The organism is Pseudomonas sp. D3 (assembly GCF_029320995.1).
Taxonomy (GTDB): domain Bacteria; phylum Pseudomonadota; class Gammaproteobacteria; order Pseudomonadales; family Pseudomonadaceae; genus Aquipseudomonas; species Aquipseudomonas paraveronii.
In genome coordinates, this window is sequence record NZ_CP119772.1 from 630004 (window position 1) to 644837 (window position 14834).

At 62.0% G+C, this 14834-nt stretch carries 15 protein-coding genes; 4 read left to right on the forward strand and 11 right to left on the reverse strand.

Annotated features, from left to right (window positions below; all coding sequences use genetic code 11):
• Positions 1–7 precede the first annotated feature (7 nt).
• Genes ubiB through ubiE form a run of 3 tightly spaced genes read right to left on the reverse strand, consistent with a single transcriptional unit; the run spans position 8 to position 3002 of the window.
• Positions 8–1612: a ubiquinone biosynthesis regulatory protein kinase UbiB gene (gene ubiB, locus P3S72_RS02695; protein ID WP_276195919.1), complete on the reverse strand. Its 1605-nt coding sequence runs from the start codon at positions 1610–1612 to the stop codon at positions 8–10.
• Positions 1609–2232 carry an SCP2 sterol-binding domain-containing protein gene (locus P3S72_RS02700; RefSeq protein ID WP_276195921.1) on the reverse strand — a complete coding sequence of 208 codons (624 nt, stop codon included), beginning with the start codon at positions 2230–2232 and terminating at the stop codon, positions 1609–1611. The genes ubiB and P3S72_RS02700 overlap by 4 nt, the downstream gene beginning before the upstream one ends.
• Positions 2232–3002 (reverse strand): bifunctional demethylmenaquinone methyltransferase/2-methoxy-6-polyprenyl-1,4-benzoquinol methylase UbiE, encoded by a 771-nt coding sequence (gene ubiE, locus P3S72_RS02705; protein ID WP_106577513.1) that lies wholly within the window; start codon positions 3000–3002, stop codon positions 2232–2234. Before ubiE ends, P3S72_RS02700 begins: the two co-directional genes overlap by 1 nt.
• Positions 3003–3146: 144 nt before the next feature.
• Here ubiE and P3S72_RS02710 point away from each other — a divergent pair, with 144 nt between their 5' ends.
• From P3S72_RS02710 to P3S72_RS02720, 3 genes are all read left to right on the forward strand, one after another.
• Entirely contained in the window at positions 3147–3422 is a 276-nt protein-coding gene (locus P3S72_RS02710) for a polyhydroxyalkanoic acid system family protein (RefSeq protein ID WP_247397021.1), read from the forward strand.
• 104 nt (positions 3423–3526) lie between these two features.
• Complete coding sequence (locus P3S72_RS02715; protein WP_247397023.1) at positions 3527–3949, forward strand: phasin family protein; 423 nt, start codon at positions 3527–3529, stop codon at positions 3947–3949.
• Positions 3950–3961: 12 nt separating this feature from the next.
• Entirely contained in the window at positions 3962–4846 is an 885-nt protein-coding gene (locus P3S72_RS02720; RefSeq protein WP_276195923.1) for a phasin family protein, read from the forward strand.
• Between the two features lie 73 nt (positions 4847–4919).
• Here P3S72_RS02720 and P3S72_RS02725 read toward each other — a convergent pair whose 3' ends face one another.
• The 6 genes from P3S72_RS02725 to P3S72_RS02750 form a co-directional block, all read right to left on the reverse strand.
• Positions 4920–5447: a fimbrial protein gene (locus P3S72_RS02725; protein WP_276195925.1), complete on the reverse strand. Its 528-nt coding sequence runs from the start codon at positions 5445–5447 to the stop codon at positions 4920–4922.
• Between the two features lie 18 nt (positions 5448–5465).
• Entirely contained in the window at positions 5466–6428 is a 963-nt protein-coding gene (locus tag P3S72_RS02730; RefSeq protein ID WP_276195926.1) for a fimbrial protein, read from the reverse strand.
• A gap of 43 nt (positions 6429–6471) precedes the next feature.
• Positions 6472–9039, reverse strand: coding sequence for a fimbria/pilus outer membrane usher protein (locus P3S72_RS02735; RefSeq protein WP_276195927.1), 2568 nt, complete (start codon positions 9037–9039; stop codon positions 6472–6474).
• Between the two features lie 147 nt (positions 9040–9186).
• On the reverse strand, positions 9187–9954 hold the full coding sequence (locus P3S72_RS02740) for a fimbria/pilus periplasmic chaperone (RefSeq protein ID WP_276195928.1): 768 nt from the start codon (positions 9952–9954) through the stop codon (positions 9187–9189).
• 8 nt (positions 9955–9962) lie between these two features.
• Positions 9963–10739 carry a fimbria/pilus periplasmic chaperone gene (locus P3S72_RS02745; protein ID WP_276197885.1) on the reverse strand — a complete coding sequence of 259 codons (777 nt, stop codon included), beginning with the start codon at positions 10737–10739 and terminating at the stop codon, positions 9963–9965.
• A gap of 82 nt (positions 10740–10821) precedes the next feature.
• Positions 10822–11403: a fimbrial protein gene (locus tag P3S72_RS02750; protein WP_276195929.1), complete on the reverse strand. Its 582-nt coding sequence runs from the start codon at positions 11401–11403 to the stop codon at positions 10822–10824.
• A gap of 360 nt (positions 11404–11763) precedes the next feature.
• On the opposite strand from P3S72_RS02750, the gene P3S72_RS02755 reads away from it, so the two are divergent.
• A complete protein-coding gene (locus P3S72_RS02755) occupies positions 11764–12459 on the forward strand; it encodes a response regulator transcription factor (protein ID WP_276195930.1) in 696 nt (231 codons plus the stop codon).
• A gap of 23 nt (positions 12460–12482) precedes the next feature.
• On the opposite strand, the gene P3S72_RS02760 is transcribed toward P3S72_RS02755, so the two are convergent.
• Entirely contained in the window at positions 12483–13103 is a 621-nt protein-coding gene (locus P3S72_RS02760) for a TetR/AcrR family transcriptional regulator (protein ID WP_276195931.1), read from the reverse strand.
• A gap of 28 nt (positions 13104–13131) precedes the next feature.
• On the reverse strand, positions 13132–14814 hold the full coding sequence (gene phaC, locus P3S72_RS02765) for a class II poly(R)-hydroxyalkanoic acid synthase (RefSeq protein ID WP_276195932.1): 1683 nt from the start codon (positions 14812–14814) through the stop codon (positions 13132–13134).
• Positions 14815–14834 lie beyond the last annotated feature (20 nt).

Consider the following 14834-nt stretch of genomic DNA (forward strand, 5'->3'; position numbering starts at 1 on the left):
GGATTGGCTACCGACGCACGATCAGATAAACACCCACGGCGACCATGATACCGGCCGGCCAGTGGCCCAGTTGGTTCAGCGGCCCGCCGATGGCCAGCATCACCCCGCCGACCAGATGCGCGGCGCCCAGCAGGCGCAGGAACCAGTCGTCCTTGCGCGTGTGCCACGGCGGCGCCGGGTCCTTGGCGTGGGGCTGGGACATGCGCTCCAGCAGGTCGCGGGTCATGTTGGCCAGGTGCGGCAGTTGCTCCACCTGGCTCTGCAGGTTGCCCAGCAGGGTTTTCGGGCTGACCCGTTCGCGCATCCAGCGTTCGAGGAACGGCTGGGCGGTGTTCCACAGGTCGAGGTCCGGGTACAACTGGCGGCCCAGGCCTTCAATGTTCAGCAGGGTTTTCTGCAGTAGCACCAACTGCGGCTGCACTTCCATATTGAAGCGCCGCGCGGTCTGGAACAGGCGCATCAGTACCTGGCCGAAGGAAATGTCTTTTAGCGGTTTTTCGAAGATCGGCTCGCACACGGTGCGGATCGCCGCTTCGAATTCATTGAGCTTGGTTTCTGCGGGCACCCAACCCGAATCGATGTGCAACTGCGCCACGCGGCGGTAGTCACGCTTGAAGAAGGCGAACAGGTTGCGCGCCAAGTAGTCCTGGTCTTCCGGGGTCAGGCTGCCGACGATGCCGCAGTCGATCGCAATGTACTGCGGGCTCCACGGGTTGATGGTGCTGACGAAGATATTGCCGGGGTGCATGTCGGCGTGGAAGAAACTGTCGCGGAACACCTGTGTGAAGAAGATCTCGACGCCGCGCTCGGCGAGCATCTTCATGTCGGTGCGCTGGTCGGTCAGCGTCGCGAGGTCGGTGACCTGCACGCCGTAGATGCGCTCCATCACCAACACTTTAGGGCGGCACCAGTCCCAATACACTTGCGGCACGTACAGCAGCGGTGAGCCTTCAAAGTTGCGCTTGAGCTGGCTGGCGTTGGCCGCTTCGCGCAGCAGGTCGAGTTCGTCGTAGATGGTTTTTTCGTAGTCGGCGACCACGTCCACCGGGTGCAGCAGGCGCGCGTCGGCGGAGAAGCGTTCGGCGGCGCGGGCGAGAATGAACAGCCACGCCAGGTCCTGGCCGATGATCGCCTTGAGGCCTGGGCGAATCACCTTCACCACCACTTCTTCGCCGGTCTTGAGCTGCGCCGCATGCACTTGCGCCACCGAGGCCGAAGCCAGGGGCTCGACGTCGAAACGGCTGAACACGTCGCTGATCTTCTTGCCCAACTGCTCTTCGATCAGCTTCATCGATTGCTGCGAATCGAACGGCGGCACGCGGTCCTGCAGCAGCATCAGCTCGTCGGCGATGTCTTCGGGCAACAGGTCGCGACGGGTCGAGAGGATCTGCCCGAACTTGATAAAGATTGGCCCCAAATCCTGCAAGGCCAGGCGCAGGCGCGTGCCACGGCTCAGGTCCAGTGGCTTGCGTGGGAACCAGCGCCACGGCAGCACGTAACGCACGGCCAGCAGGAACCACGGCAAGGGCAGGGCGAACAGCAGGTCATCGAGGCGGTAGCGGATGACGACGCGCTGGATACGGAACAAACGGCGGACGGCGAGCAGCTTCATGCGTTATCGCTTGGATCAAGGGAACGGCTCAGGCGCTCGAAGCGGGCCTCAAGGCGTTCCAGGTCGATTTTGGCCTTGTCGAGTTCACGAAAGCGCGCTTGCGCTTCCCGTTGTCCGACCAGGGTGCGCGATTCTTCGCTCAGGTATTCGGCGAGGTTCTGGTTGAGGCTGGCGAACCCCTGCTGGTACCAGCGCGTGCGGCTGCGCAGGTGACCGCTGATCAACTGGGTGGCCACGGGGCCGATCCAGCGCGACAGTTCGTATTCCCAGTCCAGTTCCAGGTCTTGCAGCACGGCGGCCAGGTCCATCAGCGCCGCGCTGTCGCCTTCCAGCGCTACTTCGGGGCTGTGGAGGATGGCGGTCTTGTTGCGGCTCAGCGCCAGGTGCAACAGGCTCGAGGCCGGCGCACGCAGGGTGCAGTCGGCCTCGGCGGCCCACTGGGTCGCGAGCAATAGGCCTTCATCGCTGGGCAGGATAAACAGCTGCAAGGCCGGGCTCGTGCAGTCGACGGCGATGATCTTGCCGTTCAAGTGCGCGAGCCGCGCCAGGGCGGTGCTGTCCAGGCGCAGCACCCGGTTGACACCGAGTTCGACGCTGGCGAGCAGGCCTTGGAACAGCATCAGGGCTTGATGCCGCGGTGCAGGGCGACGATGCCTGAGGTCATGTTGTGGTAGGTCACGCGGTCGAAACCGGCGTCTACCATCATCGACTTCAGGGTTTCCTGGTCGGGGTGCATGCGGATCGACTCGGCCAGGTAGCGATAGCTCTCGGCGTCGTTGGTGATCAGCTTGCCCATCAACGGCATGAAGGCGAACGAGTAGGTGTCGTAGACCTTGGACATCAGCGCGTTGGTCGGTTTGGAGAACTCCAGCACCAGCAGGCGGCCACCGGGCTTGAGCACGCGCAGCATCGAGCGGATCGCGTCTTCCTTGTGGGTCACGTTGCGCAGGCCGAACGCGATGGTCACGCAGTCGAAATGGTTGTCGGGGAACGGCAGCTTTTCCGCATCGGCCTGGACGAATTCGATATTGCCGGCCACGCCTTTGTCGAGCAGGCGATCACGGCCGACCTTGAGCATCGAACCGTTGATATCCGCCAGCACCACCTGGCCGGTCGGGCCGACGAGCTTGGAGAACTTGGCCGCCAAGTCGCCGGTACCACCCGCGATGTCCAGCACGCGGTTGCCAGTGCGTACACCCGACAACTCGATGGTGAAGCGCTTCCACAGGCGGTGCATGCCGCCGGAGAGCACGTCGTTCATCAGGTCGTACTTGGCCGCAACGGAGTGGAACACTTCAGCGACTTTTTCCGCTTTCTGGCTTTCCGGGACGTTCTTGAAGCCGAAGTGAGTGGTGGGTTCGGCATCGCTGCCTTTGCGCTGATCAGTCATATCGCTGTCACCAAAATTGAATGCGGGACATGATAATCCCCAAGGCCTGCTTTGTCTTGGCAAGGCTGAAGGTAAGATAGGTGCTCACCGAGACCTTTTGCCGCATGGCAGGTGTTCAAGTCGTTATAAAGAGGAGTCATTGCAATGGCCCGTATCACTGTTGAACGTGCGCATTCCCTGGGTAAAGAAGGCGCACGGGCGAAGGCCGAGAAGCTGGCACAGAAACTCCAGGATCAATATGGCCTGCAGCCTTCGTGGTCGGGCGATACGTTGAACCTCAAGCGTTCGGGGGTTAAAGGCACGGTGTTGGTCGCCGATGATCTGTTGCGTATTGATGTGGAACTGGGCCTGTTGATGTCGGCCATGAGTGGCACCATCAAGACTGAAATCGAGAAAGCCCTGGATAAAGCCTTGGCCTGATCCCGCTGTTCTTAGGGTGCCGATTCTAATTTTTCTGCCTACTTTGTGCCCACGCCCTCAACTTCTGCGGGCCGTTCCTCCACCCTTTTTACGTGAGGTGCATCATGGCCAAAGTTATCCTGAAGAAAAAAATCGACGCCCCGAGCCACGCCCTGGACGACGTTAAAACCTATGCCCGCAAGATCTGGCTGGCAGGCCTAGGGGTCTATGCCAAGGTCGGAAGCGAGGGCGGCGAGTACTTCAAAGAGCTGGTTAAGACCGGTCAACATGTTGAAAGTAAAGGCAAAAAAGTTGCACTTGAACAACTTGATGCGGCCAACAGTCAGATTGACCAAGTAACGAGTAATATCGCCAGCGTCAAAGGTCGGGTAGAAGTTCAACTGGATAAAGTTGAAAAAGCTTTTGACACGCGTGTTGCAAGTGCCTTGAATCGAATCGGCATTGCGTCTAAACATGACGTGGAGACACTCTCTGCTAAGCTCGAAGAGCTGACGGCATTGCTCGAACGTGTCGCGCGTAAACACTAAGGAGACATCGGGATGGCTGTTAAAAAGACTACTCAGAAAGAAGGCAGCTCGTGGGTCGGGAAAGTTGAAGAATATTCCCGCAAGATCTGGCTGGCTGGTTTAGGCGTTTACTCGAAGATCGACAGTGACGGCAGCAAACTCTTCGAGACATTGGTTAAAGACGGCGAGAAGGCCGAGAAGTTGACCAAGAGCACCGTCGGCAAACAAGTGGATGCAGCCAAAGCGACTGCAGGTTCCGCCAAGTCGAAACTCAGTGATAAATGGGGCGAATTGGAAGGGGCTTTCGACAAACGTCTCCACAGTGCCATTTCACGACTGGGTGTTCCTAGCCGTAGTGAAGTGAAGGCACTGCACAGCAAGGTTGACACGCTGACCAAACAAATCGAAAAACTCACCGGTGCCAAAGTGACGCCGGTGAAGGCTGCTGCTGCGGCTAAGCCAGCGACTAAAACCGCTGCCGCCAAGCCACTGGCTAAAGCCGCCGCCAAGCCGGCTGCCAAACCTGCGGCCAAAGCGCCCGCCAAAGCCGTGGTTAAACCGGCTGCCAAGCCGGCTGCGAAAGTTGCGGCGGCTAAACCGGCGGCCAAGCCTGCCGCTAAACCAGTGGCCGCTAAAGCCGCTGCCAAGCCGGCCGTTAAACCTGCCGCCAAGGCCGCAGCCAAACCCGCCGCTAAACCGGCTGCCGCCAAACCTGCGGCCAAGCCAGCGCTGGCCAAACCTGCCGCCGCGAAGAAGCCGGTAGCCGCGAAGAAGCCCGCAGCAGCGAAGCCGGCCGTGGCCGCCAAGCCTGCGACCCCGGCGCCCAGCGCTTCAAGCGCCAACTCGGCAACCGCGCCGACTGCTGCGCCTGCACCGACTGCAGCGTCGGTAACCCCGACGCCATCCAGTCAGTCCTGATCTACTCGGGACACATAAAAAACGCCCGGCCTGTGAAGGTCGGGCGTTTTTTTACGTGCGCATAATGGGCCGGTCAGTTGTACGTGATCGACACCGTCACGGCGCTGGCCAGGGTGCCTTGGGTGACCGCTGCGCCGGTTTTATGGTACGCCGCTGTGAGTGGCAACACCGCCTTGTTGCTGCTGGTCTCCACCGTGCGGCTGCGCTGGGCGTCGGTGCCGTTGGCGGGGATGGTGTAACCGGGTGTCGCGCGGTGCAGCAGCCAAAGGGCCGTGCCGCCTGAGGTTCCCGTATTGGCAAACAGCACGGCGTTGCCGGTCGAGGCGCTGCCCGCGAACAGGAACGTGACGTTGCGGATGTCCGATTCGCAGTCGGCCGATATCTCGAAATCGAAGGCGCCTGTGGAGGGCGTTGCATCAAAGTCGGCGATCTTGATGGTCGGCAGTGTGAGGGTACGGTTCAGATCGCCGGCCGCCAGGTTGCAGGTACCGGCGTTGACCTGGCCGACAAAGTTCAAGGTGCCTGTGGTTGCGGCCTGAGCCGCATGGGCGCTGAGGCCAGCAGTGATTGCCAGCAGTCGCGGCAGCGTGCGGATGTTCATCGGGTAATCTCCGGCGTTTCAGTTATAGGTAATGTTGACGGTGGCGGTACTGGCGAGCGTGCCTTGGCTGACCGCGCCGTTTTGGTGATAGGCGGCGCCGAGTGGCAAGACCGCACGGTTGTCGGAAACCACCAGCGTGCGGCTGCTATCGGTGCCGTTGGCGCTAATCGTCTGGGCCACCCCATTGATCCGCGAATACAGCCACAGCCCGATGCCACCGGCGCTGCCGGTATTGGCGAAGAGCGCGTCGTTCCCGGGGGCGGGCGTGCCGGCGAGCCGAAAGGTGACGTGGGTGGCGTCGCTGCAGTTCGCCGTCAACTCGAAGTCGCGCGCGCCTGCGCTGATGGCATTTTGGAAGGCGCTGACTTGAACCGGGTCCAGCGAGATCGTGCGGTTGACGTCACCGGCCGCCAGATCGCAGGTGGCGGCGGGTCTGACGAAGCGTACCGAGTTGTTGAGCCGCAGGCTAAAGCGGCCTAAGTAACCCCAGGGGCCGTGCAGTCTGTATTCAAAGATAGTTCCGGCAGGCACGACCCCGTCTGTTACCGGCCCGATTTTGTAAAGGGTCACCTTCGCGTTTGTGAAGGAGGGGTGCCTTCCGGGAGGCACGACGGCACCGGAAAAACTTTCGATGGCATAGGCACTGGTCGATGGGCGGGCGTCGCTGATGAGCAGCCGCATGCCAACCCCCGGTGCCTCGGTCGGATAGGACCCGGTTGTCGGGTCCAACGGTCTTGCATAGCGCCCGAAGGCCGAAGCTGGGGTGCCGGTGCGGCAATTGTAGAAGAGGGCAGGCACAGAGCCGCTGAATGCTTGTTGGGCGATCACACTTCCCAGCGGCAGGCTGTCGGGGACGGTAATCACGGCCGGGAGGGAGAGGCCAAGCTCGGCGTCAGGAGGATAGCTCTCGCACGCCGCTTGAGCCGCGATTGGCAAGCCAAGCACGAGCAGTATTGAAACGAGGTTTGTGGAGTGTTTCATCTTCAGTCCCGCCATAAAAAGTAGGGCGCTTGCCTGCGCCGGATCAACCGCCCGCACCACCTTTGCAGGCGCCCGCGTTCAGATGGCGCAGGCGGTTCGCGCCTTTAGCCGTCGATTGCGTACCCAGGTCGTAGTCCAGCCGACATATGCCCCCGGCATTGGCCCCCCACTTGACCGTCAACTGCCCCTGCGGGCGCGCCACACGGACAAACGCCTTACCGCCCTGCCCGACAATGCCGACACTGGCGCCGTCTTCATCGAAGACATCCGAACCAAAGGGAAGTGGATTGCTATCCTCGCTCAGGGCCGTGATCAACAAGGCCAGGCCGCTGACCGTGGCGAATTGCAGCTTCACCACCGAACCGGCGCGGGGGGCGACGTTTTGCGCGGCGCTCTTGAGCTCCACATCGACGGAAAGGTCCTTGGGGTCCAACTCGACGACGTTGCGGCGGTACGGCGTGAGGTGGGGGACCACGGCATAACCGCGCTTGCCGATTTGAGCGCTGTGGTTGCCGTTGATCCGTGCGCCCTCGGCGTCGGGCGCCTGGACGATGCCGACGGTATCGCCCAACTCCGGCGCGAAGGTCACGCCGCCGGCATGCGCGACCATGCCGCCGGTCATGCCGAACGATGCCGAACGGTAGGCACTGCTCTGGCCAACGCTGGCGGAAAGCACACCTTGGCCGGTCTGGTATTTCATGTCGGCACTGCTGGCGTTGCCTCTGCCGTGCGTCTGGCTGGCGCCGATGCCGTAGCTGAACGCGCTGCGTTCACCCAGGCTGCCGCCGAGGGTCACGCGCTCGCCGCTGCTTTGATCGCCGCGATAGGCCGTGGTGGTCAAGGTCGGCGAGCGTGGGCCGTTGCCCAGGGGCAGGCTCAGGGTCAAGTCCACTTGCTTGTCGACGCGTTCGCTCAGCAAGTCACGGCTGCGCTGGGCGCTGAGGGTGTAGTGAATGCCTTTCCAGGCACCGCTGTAACCGGCGGTGAAGGTCAGGTTGGCGCTTTTGCGGTTCCAGTAGTTTTGTGAGGAACCGGTCAGGTACACCGTGCCGACGCCCAGGCTCTGATTGAGGCTGATATCCATCCGGTCACGCAGCCGCGACAGGCTGTCGACGCGCAGCCCGTCGATGGCGAGGCCACGCACGCGTGCCGCGTCGGCCACGCTCAGGAAGCCTTCGGTGGAATACCGGTAGGTGCCGAGCGCAAAGTGGGTGCCGGTGTCTGCGAAGTTCTTGCTGTAGCGCATCTGCAGGCTTTGCCCCTCAAGGAAGCCGTGCCCTTTCAGGTGAGCGCTGGAGTGGGTCAGGTCCAAAGACAGCGCGCCAAACGCCGTGTTGAATGCCGCACCCGCCAGTTGCGAGCTGTAGTCGTCGGCCAGCACCGCGCCGGTGTAGCCGGTCAACAGGTTGCTGAGGCCATGCTGGTAGGTGGCCTGCAGCAGTTTGGGAGGGTGGCGCACGCCAATTTCATCCAGTTGGCCGAGACTCACCGAGTAGCGCTTATAGCCGGCACGCAACAGGTTGGCGTTGGCGGCGAACGGCACGACGAACTCACGCCGACGCCCGTCGGCTTCGGTGATCGTGACGTTCAGGTCGCCCCCATAGCCGGTTGGGAACAAGTCATTGAGCACGAACGGGCCGGGGGCGACGGAGACCTCGTCCAATAACACGCCGCGTTGGCGCACGCTGACCCGCGCGTTGGTCTCGGCGATGCCACGCACGACGGGCGCAAAGCCGGTCTGGGAGTCTGGCAGCATGCGGTCATCGCTGAACAGGCTGGCCCCGCGCAGGCGCACGCTGTCGAATAACTCGCCCGGGGTGTGGATCTCGCCCACCATCAGTTGTGACTGCAGCGGGCTTACGTCGCGTTGCACGTAGGTGGCGTTGCTTTGATAACCCGAGGCGCTGTCGGTTTGGCTGTAGCTGCCGTTGTGGCGCCAATGCCAATCGCCCAGGTTAAGCCCGGTATTGAGGCCCAGATAATGGGAGCTGAGCGCGCGGCCGTTGGTGCGGGTCGCAAAGGTATTGGCGTTGTAGCGCACAAAGGCGGCATCGATGCCGCTGTCCCACTGGCGCGGGTCGACATAGCCGCGCGCCTTGCGTGCCAGGTAGATCTGCGGAATCTGCAGGTCCAGGCGGTTTTCGCCGGCGTCGAATGGGCTGCTGGCGCCCGGCAGGTAGGTGGCAATGTCGGCGCAGTCGGCAAACGGTGAGGGGGCTGCGACACCGGCTTGGGCGGATTGCCGGTCGACCGCGTCCAGGTCGACGCCGAACCTGAGCAGCGCCTCACGCGCCAGGCACAACTGCGCGGTTCTCTGGCCTTCAACCGCCGCGAACGACACGGTTTCGCGCCCGATCCACTGGCCGTTGAGGTGGACATCGGCGCGGTAGCTGCCGGGCAGCACAATGTTGCCCTGGCTGAATTTTGAAATATCGACCTGCAGGCCGCCCGCGCGATCCGCAAAGAAGGCCGGGTTGAAGGCGACATGCTCCGCCGCGTGGGCATCCAGGGCATGAGCGCTGCTCAGCAGTAACAGGCATCGCGTCGTTAGCCGCAATCGAGGGTGTGTCAGGGGCCCGTGGCCTGGCCTGGCGGGCATGTTCAAACGCATGGTGACCGTTCCCGGAAAATAGGTGCTGTCCGAATTCGGGCATGGGTAAGCCCTGCCCCGAAAAAAGGGCATCAACCGAACGTGTGGAATGCAGTGAGTGAGGCGGCCAGCCGGCCTGCAGAGGTGCTGGCGGATGTATTTAGGCGGTCATGGCGCGACCTTGGTGCTGTGCGAGACCTTGGCCCCGAAATCGTCGAGCGTGCGGAACTCTACGGTGGCCGCAGCACCTGGCGGCGTGTTGAGGGTGGGTAGCGCGAAGCGCTGGCGAGCGCCGGGTGTCACCATGTTTTCGGCGCCTGATGTGGCGACCTGGCGGGGATGACGCCGCCCCGACTCCAGCAGGTCGATCTGTTCGAATGTCACGTGATAAGGACTCGGGTTGTAGACCTCCAGCGCCTGGCCTTGCGCGCTCGAAACGCGGCGCCATTGCAGTTTTCCAGGCGCGGACTCGACCGCGTAGGGCAGGTTCTGCGGGCGGAAAAACAGCTTGATCCGCGAGCGGAAGGCGAGTTGCAACTGGTTGCCCTGTTGGGCGCCTGGCGTCTGCGCGGGCACTTCCAGTACGTTGAACCAGAACAGGCTTTCCTCGGCCGACGGCAAGGTGTCGCCCGTGTAGGCCAGGCGCACGACCTGTTGTTTACCCGGCTCCATGCGAAAGATCGGTGGCGTGGCGACAAAGGGGATTCCGGCGAGGTCCGGCGTCGAGCGCTCGTCGCCGTTGTCCAGCCATGCCTGGATCAGCACCGGCGCCTGGTTCTTGCTTTCGAGCCGGACCGTCACCTCCTTGGCTTGCTGCGGGTAGACGATGCGCGTGCTGTTGATCACCACGCTGGCCTGCACGACGGCGGCGCCGAACAGCGCCCACGTCAACAGCAGGCACTTGGCTGGCAGGTGTGAAAGGGAAGTAGCGTTCATACCGTCAGTCACTGGGTGGAGGCAGGGGTGAGGCCCGCCGAATGGCGCACGCGGGCGCCGAAGTCGCTGACCGTCGTGAACTCAACCTGGGGCGCGCCACTGGGGCGTTCGCGCAGCAGCGGCAGTACAAAGCGTTTCACATCACCGGCCGGCATCAACAGGCTGTCGTTGGCGGCCTTGTTCGGTGCTTTGCTGAAGCGTTTGCCGTCGCTCAGCAAGTCAACCGAGGTGAGGGAAATATGGTACGGCGTCGGATTGGTTGCCTGTAGGGCAAAACCCTGGTCGTGGCGCACCAGTTGCCATTGCAGTTTCGCCGGGGCGCTGCTGACCGGGTAGGGCAGTGCCTGCGGTCGCAGGAATACCCGCAAGCGGCTGCGGAACGCGAGTTCGATCTGGTTGTTCTGCGCGGCATCGGCGGCCAGCGGGGGGACTTCGAGCACATTCAGCCAGTACAGGCGTTCACGGTCGCCGGGGGCTGATTCGCCGGCATAGCGCAGGCGCACCGCCTGTTGCTGATGGGGCTCGATGCGGAAGATCGACGGCGACAGGCTGAACGGTGTTTGCGCTGTCGCGGGTGTCGAGCGCACGTCGCCGGCATCCAGCCAGGTCTGCACCAGCGCCGGGCGGTTGCCCTTGTTCTCCAGGCGTACAACCACCTCTTGCCGGTCGGCTGGGTAGATTACGCGTGTGCCGTAGATAATCACGCCCGCGTGGGCGCTGGATGCTAGCAGCGAGAACCCTCCGACAGCACAGCAGGCTAGGGCAAGGCGGGCGATTGTTTTCATCATCTGAATGCTCTTCGAGTCAGCGGGCAGACCCTGCACGACGGCGCAGGTCCGTTGCGTGCAAGGCCGGCATGCTGGTCCCTTAATCGGCGTACTCGACCAGGAAGCCGACCCGCGTGCGGACCGTTCCTTCGGTGGCGGCGCCGCTGGCGTACATTTGCGCGGCCAGTGGGATGACGGCCTGGTTGTCGGCGATCACCACCCCCGCCGATTTCTCGGTGTAGACGTGGATGGGAGAGCCATCGCGGTTAGTCACTTCGATCTGTACGTTCTTGGCGTTGGTGGTGTCGGCCGGGTCGTTGTAGCCATCGATGTTCAAACGCCCGGTCGCCACATCGATGGCCGGGCTGGTTGGGTCGAAAGCCACCATCGCGGTGCGGCCGTTAGCGCAACTGCCTTCGCCCGGCCCACCGATGCGAATGGTGAAACCGGTCAGGTTGGCGCGATCGCCCGGGTTCGCCAGGCGCGCAGCGGCGACGCCTCCCAGGTTGACGTCCTTGACCACTGCGCCGGTGCCCGGCGCCGAGCCTTCGACGGTACAGGTCACGTCGTTCACCAACCCACTGAAATTGAGGGTGCCATCCGTTGCCGCGAGAGCGGGTTGCGAGACGGCGGCGGTCACGGCAAGCATGGCCGCAACGGTGGATAGTGCGTTGTTGTTCATAGTGTTTCCGATCGTAAATTAGCGGTAGCCCCGTCACCACTTCAAACCATGGGTCTGAAGTTTGTTTGTCGTTTTCAAGTGGAGAGGACGGCGTAATTGTTCGCTGGAACCAGTGGTTTTCCTATAGAGAAGTAACGAAATTTGTCTCGTGATTGTTCGAAAAAACAATCGGCGCCTATTCGGGTTTTTTCTAAATAGCGCTGTTGCAACTTTTCTGTAAGACACAACTGTCAGACACTGCTGAAAGCGTCAGTCTTAGTCTGTTTCAGTATTGCTCAGTGGTTTGGCCTGGGATATACCGAGCGTGTAATGGCGAGAGTTTGTTTGTCATGAGCTGAATCCACTTATGCAGGTTTCGTGATGACTACTTCACTTTCCGATACCTATGCGGTCATGTTGCTCGATGACCATGAGATGGTTCGACAGGGGATCGAATTGGGGCTGAGCAAAGAGGCCGATCTCACTGTCATCGGCTCCTTCGGGACCGCCAGGGAGTTGCTGGAGGCGCTCGCCCAGCGGTCGGCGGATATCGTGGTGATGGACTTTATCCTGGGGCCCTCGGACATGGATGGCCTCAGTCTGATCCAGACGCTGAATCGACGATTCAGCCAGTGCAGGCCTATTGTTGTTGCTTCGCACTACACCCCCGCTACGGTCTCACTGGCGTTGAACGCCGGAAGTTGGGGCGTGTTGGGCAAAACCCAGAATCTGATTGAATTGATCACGGCGATTCGCACGGTCGCCCAAGGCGGGATTTACTTGCAGCCTTGTATGTTGCCGACACTACGGGGGATACCGCCGATTCGCGATATTGCGACAACCGGATCGAACAAAGAGTTATCGATCCCGCAACGCTTGCATGCTTGCCTCACGCCCAAGGAGCAGGAAGTACTGCGTTGTTTTTTGGATGGTATGACCGTCAATTCGATTGCGGCAAAGTTCTCGCGCAGCGCAAGTACGATCAGCACGCAAAAACAATCGGCTTATCGAAAATTGGGCATCCGGAGTGACTGCGAGCTGTTCAAGTTCTCTCACCAGTTCGGTGAGCCTCAATGACGCAGTGTCTGTAAGACGGACAGTTAAACCGGATCGTCCATATAGCGCAGCGCCAAGCGCTCCGTTGCTTCCCGCGCCGCCGGCAACAGGTGCGGCGCGACCAGCATCATGATCTGGTACACCACCACCTGCACCTCGCCTTCTCGGTCGAGAATGCGTTGGTAGTCCAGGGAAAACAGCAGGGTCAGCGTGATCTGTTCCACCAGTTGGCCCAGCGCCTGGGTGCCGCTGACCAACTGCCCCGCCGCCTGCAGCCGTGCGAGCAATGACGCCAGGGTGCGCTTGAGCGCCGTGAGCAGGTTGCGAATGCCCCTTGCCAGCTTCGGCAGGCGCCCCGCCAGGTTCGACAGGTCCTGGAACAGAAACCGGTAATGGGCCATGCGCTCGACAATCAGGTGCAGGAACAGCCAGTAATCCTGGGCCTCCAGTTGCGCGCCCGGCGGTGGATCGAGCAGGGGCGACAGCTCACTCTGAAAACGCTCGAACAGCCCGAGCACCAGCGGCTCCTTGCCATGGAAGTGGTAGTAGAGATTGCCGGGGCTGATCCCCATTTCATTGGCCACCTCCATGGTCGACACGTTGGGTTCGCCCTTGTGGTTGAACAACTGCAGGGCACATTCGAGGATACGGTCGCGGGTCTTCATCCGGTCTTCTTAAATAGGATCGTTGAGCTCAGCGGACCCGCACGTAAGTGCCTGGCGCTGCTTCCATCGGAGGGTAATTCTGGTTGCCCAGGGCGGTGAGGGTTTCGCGTTGTACGCCCGAGCGCTGTTGAATCCAGGCCAGCCACTGTGGCCACCAACTGCCTTCGACATGGCTGGCGTCGTAGTACCAGGCGCGCGGGTCGCTGCTCAGCTTGAGGTTTTCGACGTAGTTGGCCTTGGGGTTGCCCGGCGGGTTGAGGATGCTCTGGATATGCCCGCTGTTGGACAACACGAAGCGCCGCTCACCGCCCAGCAATTGGGTGGAGCGGTACACCGCGTCCCATGGCGTGATGTGGTCGTTGATCCCGGCCACGCTGAAGCTGTCCACCGTGACCTTTTGCAGGTCGATGGGCGTGCCGCACACCTCCAGGCCACCGGGATGGCTCAGCGGGTTGTGCTTGAAGAAGTCCAGCAGGTCGCCATGCAGGGCGGCGGGCAGGCGCGTGTTGTCGTTGTTCCAGTACAGGATGTCGAAGGCCGGCGGTTCCTTGCCCAACAGGTAGTTGTTTATCCAGTAGTTCCAGATCAGGTCGTTGGGGCGCATCCAGGCAAACACCTTGGCCATGTCGCGGCCATCCAGCACGCCCTGCTGGTAGGAGCGGCGCTTGGCGGCTTCCAGGGTTTGCTCGTCGGCGAACAGGGTGGCGGGGCTGTCGATCTGGCTGTCGAGCAGGCTCACCAGATAGCTGGCGCTGGAGACACGGCGCAGTTGGCGCTTGGCTTGCAGGTGGCCTTGCAGGGCGGCGATGGTCAGGCCGCCGGCACAGGCGCCCATCAGGTTGACCTCGCGGGCGCCGGTGATGGCGCGGCAGACGTTGAGTGCCTCCTCCAGCGCGGCCACATAGGTGGACAGGCCCCATTCGCGGTGGCGTACATCCGGGTTGCGCCAGCTGACGATGAAGGTCTGCAGGCCATTTTTCAGGGCGTACTGCACAAAGCTGTTGGCTGGGCTCAGGTCGAAGATGTAGTACTTGTTGATTTGCGGCGGCACGATCAGCAGCGGTTTGGCGTACTGTTTTTCGCTCATGGGCTTGTACTGGATCAGCTCCAGCAGTTCATTGCGAAACACCACCGAGCCTGGGGTGGTGGCAACGGTCTTGCCCACTTCAAAGGCGTGCTTGCTGACCTGGCGCGGCAGGCCGTTGTTGTGCAGCAAGTCTTCGAACAGGTTACTTACGCCGCGCACCACGCTGTTGCCGCCGGAGTTGAGCAACTCCTTGATGGCTAGCGGGTTGAGCAGGGTGTTGGAGGGCGATACCGCATCGTTGATCAGGCTGAAGGCGAAGTGCGCACGGGCGCGGTCATCGGCGTTCAGGGTGCTGTCATCGATCCAGCGGCGGGTCTGTTTCTGCCAGCTCAAATACGCCTGCAGGCTACGCCGATACAGCGGGTTGAGGGCCCAGGTCGGGTCGATGAAGCGGCTGTCGTGGGGGTTGGGTTCATGCACCGTTTCGCCGAGCAGCACGCGCCCCAGTTGGCCGCCGAGGGCCAGGGCATGACGGGCGGTATGCACCGGGTTGCGCAAACTGTGGGCGGCGACGCTGCGCAGAGTCGACAGCAAGTCCCGGCCGCGCAGGCCGGTGATCGCATTTTGCGCGTTGATGAACACGGCAGGGGTGGGCGCCGGGTTCGTCACGGGTCTTTCTCGCATGAGCCAACACTCCTTCGTCA